At 46.0% G+C, this 23,320-nt stretch carries 20 protein-coding genes and 1 pseudogene; 4 read left to right on the forward strand and 17 right to left on the reverse strand.

All coding sequences use genetic code 11. From position 1 onward, the window contains the following. Positions 1-5 precede the first annotated feature (5 nt). From hutH to hutC, 5 genes are all read right to left on the reverse strand, one after another. Positions 6-1,544, reverse strand: a complete 1,539-nt coding sequence (hutH, locus tag AC4MRV_RS15755) for a histidine ammonia-lyase (protein ID WP_491188279.1) — start codon at positions 1,542-1,544, stop codon at positions 6-8. 20 nt (positions 1,545-1,564) lie between these two features. Next, entirely contained in the window at positions 1,565-3,262 is a 1,698-nt protein-coding gene (gene hutU / locus AC4MRV_RS15760; RefSeq protein ID WP_269977777.1) for a urocanate hydratase, read from the reverse strand. Between the two features lie 88 nt (positions 3,263-3,350). After that, positions 3,351-4,364: a formimidoylglutamase gene (hutG, locus tag AC4MRV_RS15765; RefSeq protein ID WP_491188280.1), complete on the reverse strand. Its 1,014-nt coding sequence runs from the start codon at positions 4,362-4,364 to the stop codon at positions 3,351-3,353. Further along, positions 4,357-5,523, reverse strand: coding sequence for an imidazolonepropionase (gene hutI / locus AC4MRV_RS15770; protein WP_491188302.1), 1,167 nt, complete (start codon positions 5,521-5,523; stop codon positions 4,357-4,359). Before hutI ends, hutG begins: the two co-directional genes overlap by 8 nt. A 170-nt stretch (positions 5,524-5,693) precedes the next feature. Further along, positions 5,694-6,407: a histidine utilization transcriptional repressor HutC gene (hutC, locus tag AC4MRV_RS15775; RefSeq protein ID WP_491188281.1), complete on the reverse strand. Its 714-nt coding sequence runs from the start codon at positions 6,405-6,407 to the stop codon at positions 5,694-5,696. Between the two features lie 210 nt (positions 6,408-6,617). On the opposite strand from hutC, the gene AC4MRV_RS15780 reads away from it, so the two are divergent. Next, positions 6,618-7,361, forward strand: coding sequence for a sporulation protein (locus AC4MRV_RS15780; RefSeq protein WP_491188282.1), 744 nt, complete (start codon positions 6,618-6,620; stop codon positions 7,359-7,361). 55 nt (positions 7,362-7,416) lie between these two features. On the opposite strand, the gene AC4MRV_RS15785 is transcribed toward AC4MRV_RS15780, so the two are convergent. Continuing rightward, positions 7,417-8,190: a RelA/SpoT-related domain-containing protein gene (locus tag AC4MRV_RS15785; protein ID WP_491188283.1), complete on the reverse strand. Its 774-nt coding sequence runs from the start codon at positions 8,188-8,190 to the stop codon at positions 7,417-7,419. A gap of 316 nt (positions 8,191-8,506) precedes the next feature. On the opposite strand from AC4MRV_RS15785, the gene AC4MRV_RS15790 reads away from it, so the two are divergent. After that, positions 8,507-9,154, forward strand: coding sequence for a thiopurine S-methyltransferase (locus AC4MRV_RS15790; protein ID WP_491188284.1), 648 nt, complete (start codon positions 8,507-8,509; stop codon positions 9,152-9,154). A gap of 44 nt (positions 9,155-9,198) precedes the next feature. On the opposite strand, the gene purT is transcribed toward AC4MRV_RS15790, so the two are convergent. Beyond that, positions 9,199-10,374 (reverse strand): formate-dependent phosphoribosylglycinamide formyltransferase, encoded by a 1,176-nt coding sequence (purT, locus tag AC4MRV_RS15795; RefSeq protein ID WP_491188285.1) that lies wholly within the window; start codon positions 10,372-10,374, stop codon positions 9,199-9,201. A 371-nt stretch (positions 10,375-10,745) separates the two neighbouring features. Between purT and AC4MRV_RS15800 the strand changes: the two genes are divergently transcribed. Continuing rightward, positions 10,746-11,951 (forward strand): cyclic di-GMP phosphodiesterase, encoded by a 1,206-nt coding sequence (locus tag AC4MRV_RS15800; RefSeq protein WP_491188286.1) that lies wholly within the window; start codon positions 10,746-10,748, stop codon positions 11,949-11,951. A gap of 48 nt (positions 11,952-11,999) precedes the next feature. Here AC4MRV_RS15800 and cdd read toward each other — a convergent pair whose 3' ends face one another. The 10 genes from cdd to AC4MRV_RS15850 all read right to left on the reverse strand — a co-directional run bounded on the left by cdd (position 12,000) and on the right by AC4MRV_RS15850 (position 22,806). Further along, a complete protein-coding gene (gene cdd / locus AC4MRV_RS15805) occupies positions 12,000-12,887 on the reverse strand; it encodes a cytidine deaminase (RefSeq protein ID WP_491188287.1) in 888 nt (295 codons plus the stop codon). A 254-nt stretch (positions 12,888-13,141) separates the two neighbouring features. After that, a complete protein-coding gene (locus AC4MRV_RS15810; RefSeq protein WP_491188288.1) occupies positions 13,142-13,819 on the reverse strand; it encodes a CidB/LrgB family autolysis modulator in 678 nt (225 codons plus the stop codon). Then, entirely contained in the window at positions 13,819-14,184 is a 366-nt protein-coding gene (locus AC4MRV_RS15815; protein WP_491188289.1) for a CidA/LrgA family protein, read from the reverse strand. The genes AC4MRV_RS15810 and AC4MRV_RS15815 overlap by 1 nt, the downstream gene beginning before the upstream one ends. Before the next feature lie 155 nt (positions 14,185-14,339). Continuing rightward, a complete protein-coding gene (gene sbcB, locus AC4MRV_RS15820; protein ID WP_491188290.1) occupies positions 14,340-15,764 on the reverse strand; it encodes an exodeoxyribonuclease I in 1,425 nt (474 codons plus the stop codon). A 146-nt stretch (positions 15,765-15,910) separates the two neighbouring features. Next, a complete protein-coding gene (locus AC4MRV_RS15825; protein ID WP_491188291.1) occupies positions 15,911-16,705 on the reverse strand; it encodes a TrmB family transcriptional regulator in 795 nt (264 codons plus the stop codon). A gap of 54 nt (positions 16,706-16,759) precedes the next feature. Continuing rightward, the gene (locus tag AC4MRV_RS15830; protein WP_491188292.1) at positions 16,760-17,653 is read right to left on the reverse strand and encodes an ROK family protein; all 894 of its coding nucleotides are present in this window, start codon (positions 17,651-17,653) and stop codon (positions 16,760-16,762) included. After that, on the reverse strand, positions 17,653-19,434 hold the full coding sequence (locus tag AC4MRV_RS15835) for a glycoside hydrolase family 13 protein (protein WP_491188293.1): 1,782 nt from the start codon (positions 19,432-19,434) through the stop codon (positions 17,653-17,655). Before AC4MRV_RS15835 ends, AC4MRV_RS15830 begins: the two co-directional genes overlap by 1 nt. 18 nt (positions 19,435-19,452) lie before the next feature. Further along, positions 19,453-20,286 (reverse strand): sugar ABC transporter permease, encoded by an 834-nt coding sequence (locus AC4MRV_RS15840; protein ID WP_005470771.1) that lies wholly within the window; start codon positions 20,284-20,286, stop codon positions 19,453-19,455. Position 20,287: 1 nt separating this feature from the next. After that, positions 20,288-21,571 (reverse strand): carbohydrate ABC transporter permease, encoded by a 1,284-nt coding sequence (locus AC4MRV_RS15845; protein WP_038215185.1) that lies wholly within the window; start codon positions 21,569-21,571, stop codon positions 20,288-20,290. A gap of 8 nt (positions 21,572-21,579) precedes the next feature. Next, complete coding sequence (locus tag AC4MRV_RS15850; RefSeq protein WP_491188294.1) at positions 21,580-22,806, reverse strand: sugar ABC transporter substrate-binding protein; 1,227 nt, start codon at positions 22,804-22,806, stop codon at positions 21,580-21,582. A 404-nt stretch (positions 22,807-23,210) separates the two neighbouring features. Here AC4MRV_RS15850 and AC4MRV_RS15855 point away from each other — a divergent pair. Further along, positions 23,211-23,320: pseudogene (locus tag AC4MRV_RS15855) on the forward strand (porin); the annotation flags it as partial.

Here is a 23,320-nt window from a genome sequence, read left to right on the forward strand (position 1 = left end):
ATTGGTTAAACGCTTGGCAATATCGCTTCTGGCATAAGGTGGTTGTGAACTGCCAGTTTAAGCAGCGAGTTTGCTTGCTCAATATCCGGTGCAAAGTAACGATCTTTATCATAGAAACTGACTTTCTCACGTAAGATCTGTTTCGCTTCTTCAACTCTTGGCGATGATTTTAGTGGTGCTCTAAAGTCGATGCCCTGCGCCGCAGATAAGTACTCTACAGCCAAAATTCCTCGAGTGTTTTCCGCCATATCACGTAGTCTGCGACCCGCAAATGTCGCCATCGAAACATGATCTTCCTGGTTGGCTGACGTTGGTAAGCTGTCAACGGAAGCTGGGTGAGCTAGGGTCTTGTTTTCGCTTGCGAGTGCTGCAGATGTTACCTGAGCAATCATAAAGCCAGAGTTTACTCCACCGTTGTCCACCAAGAATGGCGGAAGCTTACTCAAAGCGCTGTCAATCAACAGAGCCATACGTCTTTCCGAGAGACTGCCCACTTCTGCGATGGCAAGCGCTAGGTTATCGGCTGCCATAGCAACAGGTTCCGCGTGGAAGTTACCACCGGAGATGATGTCGCCATCTTCTGCGAATACAAGTGGGTTATCGGATACTGAGTTTGCCTCAATTTCCAAAATGTCAGCGGCGTTTCGAATTTGCTGCAAACAAGCACCCATTACCTGTGGCTGACAGCGCAGTGAATAAGGGTCTTGCACTTTTTCGCAACCCGTATGTGATTCTCCAATCTCGCTGCTGACATCTAGCATGTGGCGATAGGCTAGAGCGGCGTCCATTTGTCCTCTATGTCCACGAACGCGGTGAATACGTGGATCGAATGGGCGTCTACTACCTAATGCGGCTTCTACCGACATCGCGCCACATACCGTGGCTGAAGCGAACAGATCTTCTGCTGCAAATAAACCTTCTAGAGCAAAGGCTGTCGACGCTTGGGTACCATTGAGTAGTGCTAAACCTTCTTTAGGTGCTAAAGTGATCGGCTCAAGGCCAGCGATTTTCAGTGCCTCTAATCCAGAAATGATCTTTCCGTTGTGGCGCGCTTCACCTTCACCCAATAGAACCGTACTCATGTGAGCAAGAGGTGCTAGGTCCCCAGAAGCGCCTACAGAGCCTTTCTGCGGAACGCATGGATAAACCTGAGAGTTAACCAAATCAATCAAGGCTTGAATCACTTTTAGGCGAATACCGGAATAGCCGCGAGACAAGCTATTGATCTTCAAGACCATCATCATGCGAACTGTTTCATCTGCCATAAGTTCGCCGATACCTGCAGCATGCGAAAGCACGATACTTTTTTGCAGTGTTTCAAGATCTTCAGGGGCGATACGAGTGTTGGCCAGCAAACCGAAGCCAGTGTTGATGCCATAAACTGTGCGATCTTCAGCAATCACTTGCTCGACAACTTTCGTACTTTCGTCAATGGCTGGAATCGCTTCTGGGGCCAACGACAGAATCACTGGTGAGCGACTGACTTGACGCAGTTCTTTTAAGCTAATAAATCCAGGCTTTAGCTGTAAATTTAACATCTTCATCTTCCTTTATTCAGCTGAGCTTATTTTAGCTTTTTCAGTTCTTCGTTAAGCATCGGTAAATCAAGACCTTGCTGTGCTGCACAGTTTTTCGCGATGTCATAGCCGGCATCAGCGTGGCGCATTACGCCCGTTGCAGGATCGTTATGTAACACGCGAGAAATACGTTGAGACGCGTCATCACTACCATCACAACAGATAACCATACCTGAGTGTTGAGAGAAGCCCATGCCAACGCCACCACCATGATGTAATGATACCCATGTTGCGCCGCCAGCAGTGTTCAGCAGAGCATTGAGTAATGGCCAGTCAGAAACGGCATCTGAGCCATCCATCATACCTTCTGTTTCTCGGTTTGGACTTGCTACCGAGCCTGAATCTAGATGATCACGGCCGATGACAATTGGCGCTTTTAGCTCGCCGTTTTTGACCATTTCATTGAATGCCTGACCGAGACGTTCACGATCTTTCAATCCGACCCAACAAATACGAGCTGGTAAGCCTTGGAACTGGATTCGTTCGCGGGCCATGTCCAGCCAATTGTGGAGGTGTGGGTTGTCTGGGATAAGCTCTTTTACTTTTTGGTCAGTTTTGTAAATGTCTTCTGGATCGCCTGATAGCGCAGCCCAGCGGAATGGCCCAATGCCTTCACAGAACAAAGGACGAATATAGGCAGGGACAAAGCCTGGGAAGTCGAATGCGTTTTCAACGCCTTCTTCTAGTGCCATCTGACGGATATTGTTGCCGTAATCGAGTGTTGCTGCACCGCGTTCTTGAAGGTCAAGCATCGCTTTGACTTGCACTGCCATTGACTCTTTTGCCGCTTTAACCACCGCCGCTTCGTCTTTAAGGCGCATGTCTGCAGCGTGTTCCATTGACCAGCCCAGTGGTAGGTATCCATTTAATGGGTCGTGCGCAGAGGTTTGGTCGGTAACAACGTCTGGAGTAATGTTACGCTCTACAAGTTCAGGGAATACATCGGCTGCATTGGCAAGTAGGCCTACAGAAACCGGAGTGTCTGATTCGTAGATAATCGCGAGTGCTTCGTCTAGGCTGGTGGCTTTCTTGTCGACGTAGCCAGTACGTAAGCGGTAGTCAATGCGTGACTCATCGCACTCGACAGCAATCATAGAAAAGCCAGCCATAGTGCCAGCGAGAGGCTGAGCACCACCCATTCCGCCTAAGCCACCTGTTAGGATCCAGCGCCCTTTAGGATCGCCGTTGAAGTGCTTTTTCGCTACAGAAACAAAGGTTTCGTAGGTACCTTGGACGATGCCTTGTGAGCCAATGTAAATCCAGCTTCCCGCAGTCATTTGTCCGTACATCATCAAACCCTGTTTATCGAGTTCGTTGAAGTGCTCCCAGTTAGCCCAGTGCGGCACCAAGTTAGAGTTAGCGATCAGTACGCGCGGTGCATTTTTATGAGTTGGGAATACACCAACAGGTTTACCCGATTGAACGAGTAAGGTTTGGTCGTCTTCAAGGCGCTCTAGCACTTCGACAATTTTATCGTAGCACTCCCAGTTTCGTGCAGCTCGACCAATGCCACCGTACACGACGAGTGAGTGAGGGTGCTCGGCAACATCTGGGTCTAGGTTGTTCATCAGCATGCGAAGTGGGGCTTCCGTCAGCCAAGATTTTGCTCTCAACTGCGTGCCATGTGGGGCACGAATTGTACGGCTAGTATCGAGACGCTTATCTTCTACTTGGCGTTCCGTCATGGTAAGACTCCTTGTGTTTCATGTTATTCAAGTAGTACGAAGCTCTCCAAGCTACCGAAGTGACTTGGTTCCACTACTTGGTTTAATGTTATTTTTCTGAAAATGCGTTGGCGATATCCCAACAAAGTCGAGCGGCTAATCTCGCCGTCTGACTGTCTACGTCGTAGGTCGGGTTGTACTCGGCGATATCGGCAATCACTAGCTTCTGCTTATAGTGCAAAATTCTGTCTAGAAATGGTGCGACTGTATCTATACTCACGCCTCTCGCAGCCGGTGCACTCACGCCAGGCGCTGTCGCCGCTGGAAAGACATCTAGGTCGATGGTGAGGTAGATATAATCACAGTTATCAATAAAGTGCTGTAATTGAGTTAAGTGGTACATGTGGTTGAGATGCGCAAGATCTTTGTCTTCCACGAACCAGACGCCAAGCTCTTCAGCTCGTTTAAACAGTGCTTCAGTATTACTCGCTCGACTGACCCCAAGGCATGCGTAATGGAATGGCCATTCATGCTTATTACAGTAATCATAGATTTGATTGAATGGCGTCCCGGAGCTTGGTTTTACATCGGCATGGCTACTTTCAAAGGCCCGGAGATCAAAGTGAGCATCAAAGTTTATAATGCCAATCTTTGGAGGCTGTGACGGGCTGAGATATTCAAAATATCTTGCAAGGCCTTGAAAGGAAGCCCAAGCGACTTCGTGCCCACCACCTAAAGTGATGACGGGAGTTGAGCGTAATGCGGTTGCAATCACATCTGCACAAATCGACTGGTAGTGTTCGAGTAGATCATCTTCACAGACAACATTACCCAAATCGATAAGCGAGCTTTTTTTATGCCAAGCCATATTCGCTAAAGCGCGGCGGATGAGATCGGGGGCTTTACGTGCGCCTATTCGGCCTTTGTTGCGAGCAACGCCGGCATCGCAGGCAAACCCAAGTAAGCTAACTGCATTGTGATAGGGTTCTAGATCGCGAACCGGAATCTGTTTAATGACATGATGGACGCGTTTCCCGAGCGCGCCATCTTCTGCGTCGTGACGTCCTTGCCAATGGAATTCTTGAATTGTTGATAGCTCTTTATCGCCAAAATGTTCAGACATGATCCAGCTCTCCTTTCACCAGGCGAGCCGAAAGACGCGATACGCCTTGTTGATAGCTAAAATCAGCAGGTTGAGAAACATCCCATATTGCTAGGTCGGCATCAAACCCTACTTGTATCTGCCCGCGGCTTTCCCCGTATCCTAATGCTTTTGCTGCATGACAAGTGACACCACGCAGTGCTTCTTCAGGTGTAAGACCAAAGAGGGTACACCCCATATTCATCATCATAGTCAAATCTGCGAAAGGTGATGTGCCAGGATTTAAATCTGTTGCGATGGCCATTGGTATTTTGTGCTTTCTTAGTAGCTCGATAGGAGGACGTTTTGTCTCTTTCAAAAAGTAGAATGCGCCAGGTAGTAATGTCGCGACAGTGCCTGATTGAGCCAATGCCTCAACACCCACTTGGTCGAGGTATTCGATATGATCGGCAGATAAGCCATCGTATTGCGCGGTTAACGCAGTACCACCAAGATTAGATAATTGTTCGGTATGCCCCTTAACGCGGAGACCATGTTCTTTAGCGGCAACGAATACACGCTCCGTTTGCGCCAAATCGAAGCCTATCGATTCGCAAAACACATCAACGCTAGTGGCGAGTTGCTCTTCTGCTACAAGCGGGATGATCTCTTGGCAGACGAAGTCAATATAGTCATCTGGTTTGCCTGCAAATTCTGGAGGAAGAGCGTGAGCGGCTAAGAGTGTTGTGGTCACGCGTACTTTACGATGATCTTGCAATGCTTTAGCTGCACGCAACATTTTGACTTCGTCACGCAATGTTAATCCGTAGCCAGATTTCACTTCGACTGACGTCACACCGCTGCGTAGCAAACCGTCTAGCCGAGGCAACGCTAGTTCAATTAATGTCTCCTGGCTGGCCTCGCGAGTTGCTCGTACTGTAGAGAGGATTCCGCCCCCTTGTTTAGCAATCTCTTGATAAGGCACGCCTTTCAAACGCATCTCGAATTCGTTGGCACGGTTGCCCGCGTAAATGAGGTGAGTGTGACTGTCGATAAAGCCCGGAGTAACGAGTTGTCCCTTACAATCATAGCTCTCCGACTTAGCGGTCTCTACGTTATCTCCAATTTGGGATATTGTGCCTTGTTGAATAGCAATATTTGTCGGTTCGCTAATCTCATAACCGTGTTCACCGGGTACCATAGACACTAGTCTGGCGTTGGTAAGAACTAAATCGAATGACGGAGATCTTTGCTGTGCGAGCATACTGCATATTCCATTAATTAAATGTATATACAAATACTCGTTCAGGATAGTCAATTGATCAAGTCGGATGTTGCCAAAATGTGATCAATCAGAAAGTATGAAATGCTCTAAGAGAGCAGAACTTTAGAACTTAATTTGTATCGAGTGCCCGGATGGAAGAGTAATGCGGAGCTCACAAGCTTGTCGTGGCTCCAGGTACGTCGGTTGAGCAATAGACAAGGCTCATTTGCACCTAGCTTTAACGCAGAGCGAACTTGATCATCTGCGACAATGGCTTCGACTGTGTGCTCAATGGCACTGAGAGGGCAGTTCTGCGATAGATACTGATTGGGGGTCATCTCGGTAAAGTCTTGTGCTAAATAGCCGGGAGCGTATGCCGCATTGACCCAGCGTAGTTCGTATTGAATAGGAGATTTGTCTTCAAAGTGAATGATTTCACTATAAAAAACAGCAGTTCCCAGCATAACTCCTAACTTAGTCGCTATGGTTTCGTCGGCTTTCAGAGATATTTGAGTGATGACTTTACTTGAATAGGCTTTTCCACGTTGTGTCACTTCCTCTGCGATATTTCGAATGTCGAGCAGAGGTGATTCGGCCTTATCCTCGTTGCTACAGACAAATGTGCCTAGACGAGGCTTGCGTTGTAACTTTCCTTCGGCGACAAGATCCCGAATCGCTTTATTTACAGTCATCCGACTGACATTAAATTGTTTGGTCAGCTCAATTTCAGTAGTAATTCGATGTCCAATTGGCCAATGACCAGACTTAATGTTGTCGTTAATGTATTGCTTAATTTGAAGGTAAAGCGGGGAGTTACTCATTGGATGGAATCGCTGTATATCTATTGACTATACAAATGGTTATACATTTGAATTGATATTGCAAGTCGCACTGCTAAAGCCTTGATGGTAAACCTCATGATAAAGTGCGAAAGCGTGAGTGTTTTCAGGAAAATAGTCGACAAAGGGCTTGCTTAGTTCTTGCTGTACACGTTAAATCAATGCAAACAATGACAATCATAAGGAAAGAAGATGTTTGGTAAGTTGAAAGCATCCTTGGGTATTGGCGCTGCGAAAGTCGATACTGTTTTAGAAAGTATGTCAGTATTTCAAGGTGAAACACTTAAAGGCACGGTTCATATTCAAGGTGGTGACGTAGAGCAGCAAATTGATGCAATCAATTTAAAGCTGTGTACGGAAGTCAAAGTAGAAAGTGATGACAGCGTGAGCTACCAAGACTTCATTATTGGTAAGCTGCAAGCCGTTCAGCCTTTCACCATTCAGCCTGGTGAAAACAAGCAAGTTCCATTTGAATTGAAATTAGATGATGAGACGCCAATTACGGCGCTCAATGCATTAAAAAATCAGTGTCACGTCTGGGTAGAAACCACGCTTGATATCGATTTTGCGATTGACCCTAAAGATCGTGATTTTGTTGAAGTAAAGCCTCTTCCGGTTGCGTTCCGTGTGATTTCAGCAATCGAGCAAGCCGGCTTTTCGATGGTGAAAGCAGATGTTGAAAAAGGGCATTTACGCGGTAGCAACTTCTCTTCGAAGTCTGGTTGTTACCAAGAGATTGAGTTTAGAAACAATGGCTTCATCAATAAGAAAGAGATCGAGCTCTCGTTCATTTTGGATGGTCATGTGATGCATTGTTTAGCGGAAGTAGACCGTTCGCTCAGTATGCGTGGCGATCAATATGTCTCTTTCTCATTACCGTTGGATGCCAGCGAGGCAGAAGTGACTGCAGCAGCAAATCGCGTACTTTCTGTTTGACTAGTGTGAAAGCATAGAGAAGAGCCCTCAATGTGAGGGCTCTTTTGTTTAGTGGTTATGCGGCGGTTAAGTGCGTCGTTAAGTATGGTTGCCAAGCATGTTGATAAAGCGCTTTAGATTGGCTGCGCATCGATTTGATTTGTGCGACCTCAAACTCGCTAAACTCGCGGCGCTCTGATGCAGCTTTACGTTCAATTTTCTGAATTTTCTCATAGAGGTCATGCTCTGGGCCGCTTTTAACGTCGGCAATGGCTTTTAAGTGAACTTGTACCTCAGCAACCAGCTTTGTTTTAGGTAGTTGAACGAGTAAGTTCAAATCACGGTAGCCAGAAGCCCCCGGAGTCTTAAAACGATTTTTCACTTTTACGATTGTAGTTTCTCGATTCAGCACTTCATAGGCAGACATCAGGCTTTCAATGTCGTCCGCAACGATCGTTGCGCGGGCTAAATCGGTAATGCGCTCAGTTTGGCCGTCTAGCTCATAGGCGATCTTTTCTTTTGCACGTTCAGCAGATTTTACGCCAGCAAAGTACGCTTCTGTCGATGTAAGTAACGCTGTGCTTTTACAGATAGTTTCAAGTTCGGCTTGAGCTTGGTGAGCTTTGCTATAAAGGATATCGAAGTCGGAGTATGGCTGAAGTGGCGTAGAAGAAATCGGTTTAATACCGTAAAGGCCACTTAGATTATGTTTAAATGCTTGAGAGCAGACTTCGTTTTGATTCGCTGGACGGTTTTCCTCACTGCCAGGCGCTGGTGGTACAGCAGCAAAAGCAGGCGCTCGGCTGAGCATTAAAAGCATCAGGGCCGTCGTACGTAGGAATAGGCTCATTCACTCTCCTTAGAGTCGTCGCTTAGGAAAAAAGGTGTCGAAAAAGGTTTCAATCACTAAGCTTTACGATTCTACATTTCATATCTTGGGGCTAACGTCAGGATTCCAATAGCGATTTTTGCTTCTCTATCCAATCTTTGAGCTAAGTCCCATTTCTTTGGAGTGACCAACTCGCGTTTAGTTCACCACTAAGATGTAAGCAATTATAAAGCGCGCACCTGAACCTAATCTGAACGGAAATTTAAGAATCAGATTGTCAACTTAGGTGGCTTTCCGATAGGCTAGGCGCAAGTTAAGTCAGTGATAGAGAATAGCAATGAAAGATCCTGAATTTTGGCACTCTAAATGGGCCGCGAATCAAATCGGTTTTCACTTAGAGGATGTGAACCCACTGCTCATTGAGTATTGGAAGCACACCAATCCAACTCACGATGCGAAAGTGTTTGTTCCTTTGTGTGGTAAGTCGGAAGATTTAGTTTGGCTAGCGACCAAGCACGAGGATGTTCAAGGTGTTGAGCTAAGTAATATTGCTGTACGCGCTTTTTTTGCTGAACACTTCTATACACCAATGGTGATGCCTGTTAATGGTCAGCATGAGCTGTTCCAGTTTGATGAGCTCTCGATCTATGTGGGAGATTTCTTTACCGCGCCAATTCAGCCTGTCGATATTGTATATGATCGCGCTTCTCTTGTAGCACTACCGAAGGAGATGCGTGGTGAGTACGCTGAGCGTATTAAATCGCTGTTAAACTCAGGTGGCAGAATGTTGTTGGTTACGCTTGAGTATGATCAATCGCTGATGGCTGGCCCTCCATTCTCTGTTCCAGAGCAAGAAGTAAGAAGCTTGTATAAAGGCTACAAAATTACAGAGTTACATCGTAATGATGAGGCGGACATGCCGCCGAAACTTTCAAAAATTGAAGGGGCTCGAATGACCGAAGTGGTTTATTTGATAGAGTCTTAAATGAAAAGAGCGTTTGGGAAACCAAACGCTCTTTTCGATAGCGATTAGTAAATCACTTTTACTTGTGCCGCACTGGTAACGGCGTCTTCGATTGCTTGCTCAATGGATTCACGACGAGTAATTACGACACCTAAGCGGCGGCGTCCATCGATGTCTGGTTTACCAAACAGTCGAATTTGGGTTTGAGGTGTTGCAAGCGCTTGCTCTAGACCGTCGAAACGAATGTCTTGTGACGTGCCTTGACCAAGGATAACTGCAGAAGCGGCTGGGCCAAATTGTGTAATGCCAGCAATTGGCATTCCTGTAAACGCACGTACGTGGAGCGCGAATTCAGAGCTGTCTTGCGACATTAATGTCACTAGCCCAGTATCATGCGGACGAGGAGATACTTCATTGAATATCACTGTGTCCCCTTTAATGAAAAGTTCCACACCAAAAATGCCGTATCCGCCCAGTGCATTGACCACTTTTCCTGCTGCGTCTTGAGCTGCGGCCAATGCGGCGTCTGACATGACTTGTGGTTGCCAAGACTCGCGATAATCTCCATCTTCTTGGCGATGGCCAATCGGAGCACAGAAGTGTACACCGTCAACTGCGCGTACAGTCAGCAGCGTAATTTCATAATCAAAATCAATAAAGCCTTCGACGATTACGCGTCCAGCCCCCGTGCGACCACCTTCTTGAGCGTAATCCCAAGCTTGTTGAACATCATCTACTGACTTAATAACACTTTGTCCTTTACCTGATGAGCTCATTACTGGTTTACAAACACAAGGGATGCCAACCGCTTCGATAGCTGCGGTGAAATCTGCATAGTTGTCGGCAAAGCGATAAGGGGAGGTTGTAAGCTCTAGCTCTTCTGCAGCTAGGCGACGAATACCTTCGCGGTTCATTGTCAGTTTAGTTGCATTAGCAGTAGGTACCACATTTAGGCCTTTTGCCTCTAGCTCGACAAGTTTGTCTGTGGCAATGGCTTCAATTTCGGGTACAACGAAGTCAGGTTGTTCTTTGTTAATGATGGCTTCTAACGCATCACCGTCAAGCATATCTAGCGTGTAGCTACGATGAGCAACTTGCATGGCTGGGGCGTTTTCGTAGCGGTCACATGCAATCACCTCCAGTCCGAGGCGCTGGCACTCTATAGCGACTTCCTTACCTAGCTCTCCAGATCCAAGTAACAGGACGCGCGTTGCGTTTTGACGTGTAGCAGAACCAAACATAGATAACCCTTTTTAAATAGAGGACAATGAATTTGAAGGGAATCATACGGATTAATTTACGAAAAGCAAACGTTTGCGTCATGTTGAGAGCTAATAGTGGGGATATGTACTGTAAACCAGTTTGAAAAATTGATGTAATATTATGATTTACAACTAATTATTCTAAGAAAATATTGATAATTTTAATGTTATCTCGAATCCTGACAAGGAAATAGTAGCGATAGCGATTATAATCATATCAATATAGAAATCGTGTATTTCATAAGTCACAGCGGCATCAAACTTCACATTGGCCACCTTGTCCTCGTTACTTTACAAGTTGATGAGTAAACATGTGAGGTTGAAGTTGATGTCAAAAATAAGAAGAACAGATGCAGTACGATCCAAAACAATCCATTAAGATTCCGATTGATACGCTGACGATTGGCATGTTTGTTACCGCCATTGAAGACAGTAAACGCGTAAATCTTGCTAACGCAGGCCGAGTCTCAACGCAGCAAGCGATCAGCCAGTTAGTCAAAAGTGGCGTTAAGTTCGCGTGGGTGGATCAAAGTCTGTCAACCAAAGGCAGTGTGTTTAAACCAGTCAACGACAAAGTTGTAGACGAGCCTCAAACAACCGAGTCGACTCCTATCAAACGTAAGAAAATGAGTCGCTTTTCCCAGCAAAAGAGAGCTTCCAAAATTATCAAAGAAGCGAAGGGGCTTGCTCAAAAAATCCTCAACCAAACTTTTGAAGGCAAATCGATTCATGTTGATGAGCTCGATGGTTGGGCCGACGATCTGATTGAATCTGTTTTGATTGATTCGGACGCCTTGCATTGTGTTTCCGCTCTCCGTAGCAAAGATGAGTATTTGTTGGAACACTCGGTAAACGTCGCGACATTATTGGTTTCTTTTGGCAAGCACCTAGACTTGCCAAAAGAAACGCTAAAACAGATGGCTATCGGCGGTATCATTCATGATGTCGGTAAGATAAAAGTGGATGATAAAGTACTTCACAAGCCAGCGCGTTTGACCCCTGATGAATTTGAACACATGAAGCTTCACCAAGTGTATGCTGGTGAGATCATTAACACTGTGACCGGTTTAAGCGACATTGCGCGAGATGTGTGTCTTATGCACCATGAAAAACTCGATGGCACTGGGTACCCTAGAGGTCTGAATGCAGAGCAACTCCCCACGCATGGCAGGATGAGCTGTATCGTTGATATATACGATGCCTTAACGGCGGATCGTTGTTACAAAAGGGGGATGAGCTCTGCTGAAGCGTTTAAGATTCTTTTGAGTTTGACGCCATTTCACTTGGATAGAGAGTTGGTTTATAAGTTTATCAATTGTATTGGTGTTTATCCCGTTGGCGCATTGGTAGAACTTAGTGATGGTCGTGTTGGTATTGTATGGACATCAAACACAGCAGAGCCGTTGAAGCCAGAGGTGAAGTGTTTCTACTCACGCAAATACAAGCGGTTCGTTGATGTCACTTATGTTGATGTTAAGCATAGTAAAGTTACCATCGAACGAGCCATTGCTCCAAGCAGCCTAGAAGTTGATCCAACTCCGTTCTTTGATGTTTGAGTGGTAACCGTCGATTAAAAAAGGCGCTCATTGAGCGCCTTTTTCGTGCTATACCGCTAGGTAAGTCACCGGAATATCCGGGTTAATCGCCTCTAATGTTGCTTGAGTGTCAGCAAGGTGACTGATTGTACCCTCTGCCATTTCCGCTAGTGCTGCAGATTCGATATCTTGTAGCGATTTACCATCCAGTAGAAGTTGAATCATGGCAACTTGTAGGGGAGGCAGGCTTGGGTTGAAGGCTGCGTTTTCTGCGTAAGCACCAAGATAAACTTCGCCACTTGTGAGTTTGAGGCTAACACCACTCAGGTTTTTGGTGTAAGGCGCGTGGCTACGGTTCAAAGCACCGACGGCTTTTAGCACCATCTCGTCATCTTCTTGAGCCTTTTTGCCGTGGTCGACTTTCGCCATTAGTCCTGATTCAATGCCAAGATCTGAAGGACCGAAGGATTCCGGCAAGTATTCTTGCAAGGTTTTTTCATCACGCTGCGGTAGCTGTACAACTAGCTTATCGGCCGTGGTCAACTCGTTCATAAACTGGCGGCAATGACCGCAAGGACTAAAGTTGATCGTAATATCTGAAATACCTTCTTCACCTTTCATCCAAGCGTGGCTAATTGCTGACTGTTCCGCGTGTACCGTTTGGCCAAGTTGAGCGCCGAGAATCTCGACATTCGCGCCAAAATATAAGCGACCAGATAAACCACGAACTATGGCACCTACATAGAAATTCGAGATAGGAGCGTAAGAGTACGCCGCAGCAAAAGGAAGTAATGCAACGCGGAGTTCGTCGTCTTCTAGCCCTGATAAAGAAAGCAGTTCTGAAAATTGCTGCGGGGAAAGAGTCGCGTCAAAATTGTCTGCAAACAGAATAGGCGATAGGTACTCTGCAATTTGGCTTGGCGCTTCTGATAGCGCTTTTTCAATGCGGCTTCTCATGGTGAATCCTTGTTTGTACGTTAATTGATATCTCAGTACGGTCGTAATTCGAGTACAGACGTACCTGGATACTGGTATTTCATTTTATGCAAAGATCCAAATAATGCTGCGGGATAGATCACACAAATAATTGTAACGAACTCATATATTGCATAATTAGAGTGAGGTCACACATGTTATCGATTACATAGTGACAAGAGGTGATATGTGTCGAGCTGCAATTGAACAGCTCGACAACTTGTATCATAAACGAGTTATGCGGATAGCCAGAGCGCGAATGCGAAGAATGAAGGCGCCAGTATCGAAGTAATTACACCGCAAACAACCAATGCAAGGGAACTAAAAGCCGCGTCTTGCGCATCTTTCTCAGCACAGGTTGCAGTGCCCAAGGCATGGGAGACGGTCCCCATAGTTAACCCCTTTGCTATGGGGTGGGTAATGTTAAGCAGGTTATAGATTGGGTAGGCCATAATGGCACCAAATAACCCCACAATTAAGACTAGGATCGCGGCAATAGCGGGCTCACCTCCTAGGTGGCTAGAGACTTCCATCGCGATTGGAGTTGTGACTGATTTACCCAGTAAACTAGCGATGAGCGCGATATCCGCTTTCATATAAACGGCAATCATACTCGCTGTTAGCATCGACATCACACTTCCTACGCCACAGGCCAGCATGATGATTCGCCAGTTTGCGCGGATTTGAGGTAACTGTTCGTAGAGCGGATAAGCGAGGGCGACCACTGCGGGTTGAAGTAGATAGTTTATCCATTGGTTGTCAGCGTAGTAAGCCTCGAAGGGAACCTTGAGGTACGTCAGCAGCGGAATCAGCACAGCTAGACTGATCAACAGTGGATTCATGAATGGGCTTTTAACCTTCTGGCATAACCAACGTGCAGCAAAAAAGACAACAATGGTAACGAGCAACCACATTATTTATGTCCTCCTTTCAGCATTCGGTCAAGCATGAGGCCGAGTAGGACAAGCACAATAAATGTGCCGCCCACAGCGCTTGCTAGAATGGGTAGAGCATTGGCAATCAGCATATCAAAGTGTTCCATTAATCCGACACTAATGGGCACAAATAGCAACACCATGTAGCGAATGAATAGACTGGCACTAGGGCGGACCCAATCTACTGAGACAAGACCACTTGCCAATAGACCAAATAGAATCAGCATGCCTATGATGCTGCCAGGAATGGATATATCAAGAAGATGTTGAATGTTGATGCCTGCTATGAGGCAGAGGAAAATCAGCCCCATAGACACAACATATTTCAGCACTGTTTTTGCCATAAGTTGTTATCGTCCGAAATTATGATGCGCTGCAAAAACGCAACGTAAAATACCAACATGGAGAAACCCGATGTTGGTTAGATGTCAGCGCCCCATTACTAGTGATTATTGTGTATGTTACTGAGGCGTCTGTTAGGGTGCAGGCGTTTCGGTATCTAAGATACTAGCTTTTGAACGTATTGATAAATGGATTTTAAGATAGCTAGCTTATTTTCATCACTTTCATGTTCGTGAACTAAGTTTTCCAAATTGAGCATGTAGTCTTCAATTCGACTTTCGAAGTAGTCGCGACAATGGTTAGCCCAACGTTGCTGTTCCGATTCATCCAGAGTCCACGGGAAGTGACGTGCACGGTAGCGAAATAACAAAGGAGCAATACGTTCGTCATTGAAAGAAATGTCCAGTGCAGCCAGGTTATTTGGATCTGTTTGGCGAATAATATCCATTGATGCTTTATCGGCTGGAGAGAAGAAGCCATCATAGAGCATGCTATCGACGTCATTATCTTTGGCATACTCTTTTTCAATACTATACAAGCCAATCAGCTTTTCGCGAACTTCAGGGTTTTGGCGAAGAAGCGCCAAATTCTGCAAGCATTGGTCTCGGTCAATACCGATATTTGCAGCATTTTCCGCCGTGAGTGTTTTTGCAGGTGCCAAAATTGGACATTTATTTAAATGAACCAATTTTACGGGAACTGGCAGTTCTCCCTCGGCCAGCTCTGAGTGCTTGGTATAAAGGCGCTCATTCAGTTGTTCCACATCAAGATCAAGCAGCGGTTTTGGATCTTTTGCCAAGTCGACCATGATGACTGCGTTTTGATTGGTTGGATGCCATGCAACTGGGACCATCCAGCTTGTGTAGTTACAGTCGCGCCCTAACATGCCAGAAACGTGCATGAGCGGCGTCATGTTCACAATATCGATAAGGTCATTAAGTTTGCGCTTATGACGCATACTTAGAAAGTAGTCGAACAGCTTAGGTTGCGCGGCTTTGATTTTTTTTGCCATTTCGATCGTGGCGATAACATCAGCCATCGCATCGTGGGCATTTTCGTGTTCAATGCCATTTTCTTTTGAGAGGTGCTCAAGCTTAAAGCTAATAAAGCCTTCGTCATTTTCTGGCCATTCGATGCCTTCAGGACGAAGGGCATAGCAGGCTCGCATTACGTCGAGTAGGTCCCAACGAGAGTTGCCGTTTTGCCAGCTCCATGCGTATGGATCGATAAAGTTTCTGTAACAGGTATAGCGCGTTACCTCATCATCAAATCGAATACTGTTGTAGCCAAGGTTAATGGTGTTAGGAGTAGCAAGTTGCTCGTGTATCTTGGCGATGAATTCTGGCTCGCTCAGACCTTTGCTCATAGCAGTCTGTGGGGTTATACCCGTAATCAGCGCTGCTTCAGGAGCTGGTAGGTAATCTGCTGGCGGTTGGCAATAGATAACAAGTGGGTCACCAATAATGTTGAAATCCATATCGGTGCGCACACCAGCAAACTGACATGGTCGGTCCTTAGCAGGGCTGGTTCCCCACGTTTCATAGTCGAAGAAGAAAAACGTAGGTTGATGCTCTTGTTGCATTATCTAATTACCAAATGGTTGAAATTCACCTGAGTATTAGACCATTGCCACGCGAGCAAGGCAACGTTATCAACGAAATCAGAGCGGTAGTGCTTGAGGATTAATCAAAGATCCAAAAGGGCGCGTAACCCGCCCTCAATTCGTAGTTAGTGTTTAGCAAGATCGTCCATCACCATGGCGTTATGTTGCTCGTGAATGGTGTTTACGCGAATGCGTTTTTCTGGCTCCAGTTTTTCGTACTCAGTAAGGTAGATATCACTGTGAATATGCTCGGCGATCATTTTTACCATTAGTCGGTTATTTGCATATAACCCAAGGGTTTCTTCACGATGCGAGAACATCAGTGCCAGCTTCATATCCGCAACACACATAAATCGGTGCGAAGGGTAGTCGACTTCGTCGTGGTGAGAGCGAGAGTACATCTCAATTTTCTCATGGGGGCTAGCCATCTTATTGAATGAGAAGACAATCACGCGAACGCCCCTATCGATGGCATCACAAAGTTCCTGACCAAACAGGTTCAAGTTAAAGTCGGTGTTGAGGTAAATTTCCAAGTTGGCTTGGTTGATGACTTCTTTCGCTTTTTGCAGCACATTCTCGTAACCGGTCACGTTATAGACAAACTGCTTCTCTTCTTGCAGCATCATCTTGGAGAGTTCGGTCTTTAGAATATTGATATTCTCGACGGTTTTCTTTTCAATCTGGCTAAATATTAGCTCAGGTGACTTGGCTTCATACTCTTTGGTGTCACCATCAGAAAGGAAAATGTAACCGTTGGCATAGAGGTTATCGATGGATGAGTAAACTGATGAGCGAGACAAAGCAATGTCTTTGGCTATTTTGTAGCCGCTCGCACGTCCATTTTTGAGTAGGTTGATGTACACGAGAGCATCGGTTTTTGAAAAGCCGAAATCCATCAGTTTAGTCACTAGCTCTGACACAGGTTGTCCTCTGAAACTATTCAATGTTTTTACCTACTTAGATTATCATCGTCATCACGCCGAGAGAAAACGATTGTTGTTATTTTTTTCTGAGATGAGCGCCGCACCTAATGCAAACGTGAATTCATTGCTCTGTTGAACAATTGATTTGGGAATTAGAGGCAGGTCGATATATCGGCTAAGTGCCATAACCAAATCATCAGCAATGTGTGAACAAGACACAACCTCCCCAGAAAGGACAAGGTAATTAGGTGTTAACTGAGTGAGGGGCTCAACCAAGCTGCGAGCTAATTGATCGATAAAGGTTCGATACACCCTAGCATCCACTGAGTTGCCCCGTGTTACGCCCGCGAAGATAATTGATAAAGGCTTATCTTTTAGAACAATTTGGTGATACTGCCTCTCGATACCTGAAATCGACAGGTATTGCTCAATACACTGCTCTTGACCGCAGCGACACACTGGCGTTAGACCATCCACTATCCAATCAAAATCTGGTAACGGCTTGTGAGCCCAATTTTCACATACTTGAGAAGAAACCATTAAGCCTTGTTCAAATAGGGTTAAGCCACAACTATCGGCTAGCGATACGCTGAGAACGCGAGATTGAGTGGTCGGCAGGTGAACAGCCGCAGAATGCGAGTAGCTTACGACTTGGCAGTCAACATTAAAGGCCTGGCTTAGTGCATCCCCCAATTGAGTAGGGTTTGGGACAGATTGTTGCTCGCTGGACCAGAAGTACTCAGAGCAGCTCAGAGTCATCGCTTTGAGCTCTCCAAAGCGGATGCGGCTTTTCTCTACGATTAGTGTCAGTTCACGCAGTAACGAATCTGTTGTTCGAGGAAAACTTTCGTAAGCCCGAAGGAGCTCTTGTCCTAGCGAATCACTGGTGTAGGCATGAATTGAATGGGAATCTAACGAGATTCCCATATGGATTGCTCTATCCATTAGCTGTCTACTTGTTCCATTATGTAGCCGAAGCTTGCGAGAGCGTAAGATTTGCCTGCGAACAATATCTGCTTGTCTTGTGCACTATTGTTGATGATAAAGCGCCAGTTGCCCCTTTGATAACCAACACAATCACTATCATCGATATCAAGCCAATCGATATAAGGTTGATTGAATTCTGGGTTTGCTTTACGCAATTTGATCAAGTCTTGGATGAAGTTCTTAAATTCAAGATCTTGCTCTGACTCGTCCCAGATCATGCATTTACGGTTATCTTCACTTCCCATACCTCGATTACCATCAATGCCTATCTCTCCACCGTAGTAGATACAAGGTGCGCCAACTTGCGTGAACATAAACAAGTACGCGAGTTTAGCCTTGCGTTTGTCACCGCCACACAGAGACATGATTCGGGTAGTGTCATGACTGTCGAGTAGGTTGAACATCGCTTCATTAACGTTGCGAGGGTAAGCCATGTAGGATGTCGTTACGGCGTCTTTAAATTCGTGTTTGTTAAGACTTGATAGTGCGAAAAAGTCTGTGATTGCTTGCGTCAGTGGGTAGTTCATCAATGAATCATATTGATCGCCGCGCAGCCAAGGCATCCCTTCGTGCCAAATTTCACCGAGGATGTAGCAGTCTGGATTGGCTTGTTTTACTACCTTGCGAAAGTCTCGCCAGAAGCTGTGATCGACTTCGTTGGCAACGTCTAAGCGCCATCCATCAATACCAAATTCTTCAACCCAATGCTTGGCAACATCAAGTAGATAGGCGCGGCATGCTTCATTTTCTGTGTTGAGTTTTGGCATCTCAGCAACGTTGGCGAACGTTTCGTAGTTCAGGTTCCAAAAGTCCCATTCCTCTCTTGGCGTGTCTGGGTAAACAGGGAACTGGTTGATCCAAAACCAATCTGCATATTGAGAGTCTTTACCTTTCTCAACCACATCAAGCCATAGCGGTGATTGATCGCCAATATGATTAAATACCGCATCAAGCATCACTTTCATACCGCGTTTATGAGCTTCGCTAACCAATGCTTTAAACGCTTCGTTGCCACCAAAATGAGGATCAACGTTGTAGTAGTCCACCGTGTCATATTTGTGGTTGGCATTGGCGGTAAAAATAGGGCAAAGGTAGAGTCCGTTCACGCCTAGGTCTTGGAGATAATCGAGCTTATCGATAACGCCCCATAAATCGCCGCCCATAAAACTGTCGCTGGTGGGTTGGCTGCCCCATGGTAATACGTTGCTCGGCGAAATCTCTGGGCGTCCATTGGCGAAACGTTCAGGGAAAATCTGGTACCAAATCGTCTCTTTAACCCACTTAGGTGTGGTTAATACATCGCGAGGGTTAATAAACGGAAAGCAGAAAAAGTTGCTTAAGTTACTCAGTTCCACTTCTGCTTGAGCATCCTGAGCGATGTCGACGATGCGCTTTTCACCAAACAACAGCTTTTCACCATCTTTTCCATAAAGGATAAATCCATAACGAGTACGCTTTTTCGGCGGGGTAAATTCTGCAAACCAGTGGTCATGGTGTTCTGATTGGCCTTCGCACCCCATCTCGACTTCGTTGCCACCAACCCAACCGTGGGCATCACTGCCACCGAGGTTGCCGCCATCTAAGCCGCCTTCTGCCCAGTGATAAGGGTCTCCAATCCAAAGGGCGACTTTTTCGATTTCACCTTTGGCGCTGCGTAAGCGGATATGCAGCGTGTCATTGTCGTAGGCGTAACTGTCCGCACTCTTTGCCGAGTGTGAAAGGGAGCTTCTTGTAATCATGTGTGTATCCTGACGTTATTATTCTTTTACTGCGCCACTGACTAAGCCTGTGGTGATGTGTTTTTGAGTGACCACAAACAGCAGCGTGATTGGAACCGCGACTAAAAGAGAGCCGGCGGCAAACAGAGTGAAGTTCTCTGCGGAGTTAGAAGAGATCCAACTAAAGATGCCAATAGCTAAGGTCATTTTCTCTTCGCTGCGCAGGATGAGCGTTGGCAAAATGAAGTCCATCCACGGGCCTGTAAATGACACAAGGGCGACGAAAACCAGAATCGGTTTAGCGAGTGGCAAAATGATCTCAAGGAAAATGGTCATGTGACCGGCACCATCAATTTTTGCTGCTTCATCGAGCGAGGTTGGAATCGCATCAAAGTAGCCTTTGACCAACCAAACCATGAAGGGAAGTGACCCCGTTACATAGACGAACAACAAGCCAGCGTAGGTGTCGATAAGGTTCATCTTCGACAGCAAAATGTAGATTGCCGTCATGGATAAGAACGCTGGGAACATCTGCAGAACAAGAATGCTCATCATAATGTTGCGTTTGCCTTTAAAACGGTATCGTGAAAAGACAAAAGCAGACAGGGTCACCACAACCAGTGAGATCAACATATTCGCAGTTGCTAACAGAAAGGTGTTTTTGTACCAATCAAAGTAAGGCGTATCGTTGAATAGCGCTCGGTAATGGTCCAACGTGAACTCAATTTCCGTAAAAGATGAGCTGAACAAGTTAGTGCCGACTTTGAAAGAGGCCAAGATCGTCCAAAGCACAGGGCCGAGCACCAATAGCGCATTTGCTGTGAGAAACAGATAGACGATCGCGGTGCCGATTTTTCCGATAAATTTGTCCATGTTACATACCTACGTCGTCTTTAAAGGATTTCATGCGTCGGAACTGCCAAATTGCGATGCCAGACAAGAACAAGAAAATGATGATCGAGATAACAGAGGCAATTTGATACTGCTGGAAGTCGAGCGTGAGCTTGTAGATCCAAGTAATCAGGATGTCTGTGTGACCCGCAAATCGATACTCAGGGTTAATTGGTCCGCCTTCAGTTAGAAGGAAAATGGCGCCAAAGTTGTTGAAGTTATGGGCAAACGTCATCACCAAAGATGGCGCAACTTGGTGTAACACCATTGGTAAGGTGATTTCCCAAAACTGTTGGAACTTACTGGCACCGTCCACTTCACTCGCTTCGTACAGATCGGAAGGAATATTGGTCAATGCACCGGCAATCAACAACATGAAGTAAGGTGCGCCGACCCAAACACTGACAGCGATAACCGTAATTTTTGCCGTGAATGGATCAGAGAGAAACGCAACAGAATCAAAGCCCCAAGCGTTTAACGTCGCGTTAACCGGCCCGACACCATTGAGCAGTAAACGGAACATCAGCAAGGTAACGAAAGCGGGAATGGCATAAGGCAAAATGAAGATAAAGCGCCACGCTTTTTTCGCCTTGATGTCTTTCTTTTGCAGCGCCAGAGCAAGCAGAAAACCGAATCCGCAGGTGCACACTGTGGCAAAGAACGCCCATATTACTGTCCAAGAAGCCACGCCAAAGAAAGTACTGGACCAGATTTTTAGCTCAAACAGCGCAATAAAGTTTTTAAATCCAACCCAATCTACTAGGTTACGCGGCGGGATATGGTGCGGCGCCGAATAGTTGGTAAACGAGACCAAAACGGTGATGACGATTGGCAAAATGATGAACGCGATGCTGGCCAAAAAGGCTGGCGACAGCATGATAAAGGCGAATTTCTCGTCGTAGATCTGCTTGAATTGCTCTGAGAGTGACGCATGGCTCGGCGTTACACTTAGCGCATCCTTCACGTTAATGGCGTAGACACACAAGAACAGAAAGCAGTAAATCAGCGCGATCACCCCTTCAACCAGCATAAAGATAGAGTTGTCGCCGGGGATGATGTCAAAGCCATTACGCACTTGAGCCACATCGCCGAGTGTCACCAATCCTTTTAGTGCGATAGTGATGTCGACGAGAAACAACAAGGTGACGATTTGCAAGGCTAGGAACGCAGCCCCTTTGACCCAATGGCCAAAGCGTAGCTGAGTCGCGCCCATAATCAGGAGCGAAGCGGGCACCTTAGGTGCCGGCTGAGTTTGTGATAACAACATCGATCTCTCTACTCTTGTAATTCAATCTGTTCTGCGATGATTGAGCGAGCACGGTCAAGAACCTCTTTCGGTGACTTGTCATTGACCCACATTGCCGTAATGGCACTCGCCATTGGTGACCAAATAAAGCCCATTTCAGGGATGGATGGCATCGCATCGGAATAGAAACCTTGAGTGATGATGGCGTATGTTGCTTCGTCTGCATCAACAATGATCTCTTCCATCACCGATTGGACTGGTGGAATGGCCTTGGTCATCTCAAAGCGTTTTTTCAGCATCTTGTCGCTCGACAGATAATCTGCGAAAAGCTGCGCGGCTCTTGGATATTCCGTGTAAGAAGAGACAACGGCTAGGCGCACGGTTGAAAACGTTCTAGGCTGCTGACCTTCAAGTTTTGGTAGAGGTACAACGCCGTAATTCACTCCTGAATCTTGGTAGCCTTTGATGGCCCAAGGACCATCTATGATTGCCGCGACTTTACCTTCGCTAAACAAACCACGACGCACCTGTGCATTTCTCATGTCGATTGGGTTGGAGTTGTTTGCAGCGCGCAGCTTCTTCATCGCCTCTAAGCCTTGCTGCGCTTTCTCTGAGTTGATACCGATGTCTTTTGCGTCGGTGCCGTGATTACCAAACTCATACGCGCCGTACAATGTGACAAACGAGCGCGACTCGTAATAGTTCTGAATGTCCCACAGCAGCGCGTACTTGTGAGATTTTTTATCGTTGAAAGTTTTCGAAAACTCAATGAGCTCTTCAAATGTGTTGGGTGCTTTTGGCAGTAAGTCCTTGTTATAGAAGAGTGCCGTGGTGGCGAAACTCACCGGGAAACCATAGCTCTTACCTTCTGACTTAGAGGCGTCGATGGCATTTTGCATAAAGGTTTCATTGATGCGCGGTGCGGACACCAAGTTTTCCATCGCGCCACCAGCGACAACCAGTCTGCCCAGCAGGTCATGTTCGATTTCGGCAACGTCCGCGACGCGAGCTGAGCCGCCATCTTGGATCAGTCTTGAGGCTGCATCGATAGGAGCAAGGCCACGGAAAGAAAACTCAACATCGTAGTTGAAGTCTTGGTTAAACGCTTTAGCCGCGTACTCCATGTAGTCGACGGTTGTCGAATCCGTCCAGATCAACAGCTCTGCGTTGTCTTCTGGGGAGATGGCTTGTGCATTGACCGTTGCCGCGACCAAAAGAGATCCAATCAGTCCTGCTGTAATTAGGTTTTTTTTCATACCCACACCGCTCATTAGGTTAGTAGTCCATAAGATACTACTAGGTTAAAATGCCGTCGTAATAAGTCAATATAATAAACATGGAAATGGTATCTATATGTGATATTTATCACTAATATCGGTCGGTGTTATGGGGTTGCTTGCTGTTATATGAAACCAGGTTGAATAAGGGGTCAACGTATATTTCACTTGTTAATTTTGGCTTATGCCTATGAAAAACAGGGTTTTTGTGACCAAATTCAAAAATATCATTATTGATGGTGATGCAAGTCTCATTTGTAGAATCAATAGGAGGAAATCTAAAAATATTTCCAGAACAATAATTAGGCGTTCAACGTGAACTACTAAAATTCATGGCCAGAATTTTTCTAATATCCACTGCCTGGAACAATTAAGGAAATACCGTGAAACGAACAACATTGTCTGTACTCATTGCTAACACACTGCTTTTAAGTACGACCGCATTTGCTGCTAATGACCGAGGCTTTGCCCCTGAAGATACTTTTTTTGATGA

Source organism: Vibrio sp., from assembly GCF_984391705.1.

What these genes read in the sequence shown, in the direction of transcription:
- AC4MRV_RS15780 (WP_491188282.1), top strand. Translation starts at nt 6,618, where the DNA reads ATGTTTGGTAAGTTGAAAGCATCCTTGGGTATTGGCGCTGCGAAAGTC.
- AC4MRV_RS15815 (WP_491188289.1), bottom strand. Translation starts at nt 14,184, where the DNA reads ATGGCAAAAACAGTGCTGAAATATGTTGTGTCTATGGGGCTGATTTTC.
- hutC (WP_491188281.1), bottom strand. Translation starts at nt 6,407, where the DNA reads ATGAGTAACTCCCCGCTTTACCTTCAAATTAAGCAATACATTAACGAC.
- AC4MRV_RS15830 (WP_491188292.1), bottom strand. Translation starts at nt 17,653, where the DNA reads ATGGATAGAGCAATCCATATGGGAATCTCGTTAGATTCCCATTCAATT.
- purT (WP_491188285.1), bottom strand. Translation starts at nt 10,374, where the DNA reads ATGTTTGGTTCTGCTACACGTCAAAACGCAACGCGCGTCCTGTTACTT.
- hutG (WP_491188280.1), bottom strand. Translation starts at nt 4,364, where the DNA reads ATGTCTGAACATTTTGGCGATAAAGAGCTATCAACAATTCAAGAATTC.
- AC4MRV_RS15800 (WP_491188286.1), top strand. Translation starts at nt 10,746, where the DNA reads ATGCAGTACGATCCAAAACAATCCATTAAGATTCCGATTGATACGCTG.
- AC4MRV_RS15785 (WP_491188283.1), bottom strand. Translation starts at nt 8,190, where the DNA reads ATGAGCCTATTCCTACGTACGACGGCCCTGATGCTTTTAATGCTCAGC.
- cdd (WP_491188287.1), bottom strand. Translation starts at nt 12,887, where the DNA reads ATGAGAAGCCGCATTGAAAAAGCGCTATCAGAAGCGCCAAGCCAAATT.
- hutU (WP_269977777.1), bottom strand. Translation starts at nt 3,262, where the DNA reads ATGACGGAACGCCAAGTAGAAGATAAGCGTCTCGATACTAGCCGTACA.
- hutI (WP_491188302.1), bottom strand. Translation starts at nt 5,523, where the DNA reads ATGGTACCCGGTGAACACGGTTATGAGATTAGCGAACCGACAAATATT.
- AC4MRV_RS15840 (WP_005470771.1), bottom strand. Translation starts at nt 20,286, where the DNA reads ATGGACAAATTTATCGGAAAAATCGGCACCGCGATCGTCTATCTGTTT.
- AC4MRV_RS15810 (WP_491188288.1), bottom strand. Translation starts at nt 13,819, where the DNA reads ATGTGGTTGCTCGTTACCATTGTTGTCTTTTTTGCTGCACGTTGGTTA.
- AC4MRV_RS15835 (WP_491188293.1), bottom strand. Translation starts at nt 19,434, where the DNA reads ATGATTACAAGAAGCTCCCTTTCACACTCGGCAAAGAGTGCGGACAGT.
- AC4MRV_RS15850 (WP_491188294.1), bottom strand. Translation starts at nt 22,806, where the DNA reads ATGAAAAAAAACCTAATTACAGCAGGACTGATTGGATCTCTTTTGGTC.
- AC4MRV_RS15845 (WP_038215185.1), bottom strand. Translation starts at nt 21,571, where the DNA reads ATGTTGTTATCACAAACTCAGCCGGCACCTAAGGTGCCCGCTTCGCTC.
- hutH (WP_491188279.1), bottom strand. Translation starts at nt 1,544, where the DNA reads ATGAAGATGTTAAATTTACAGCTAAAGCCTGGATTTATTAGCTTAAAA.
- AC4MRV_RS15790 (WP_491188284.1), top strand. Translation starts at nt 8,507, where the DNA reads ATGAAAGATCCTGAATTTTGGCACTCTAAATGGGCCGCGAATCAAATC.
- sbcB (WP_491188290.1), bottom strand. Translation starts at nt 15,764, where the DNA reads ATGCAACAAGAGCATCAACCTACGTTTTTCTTCTTCGACTATGAAACG.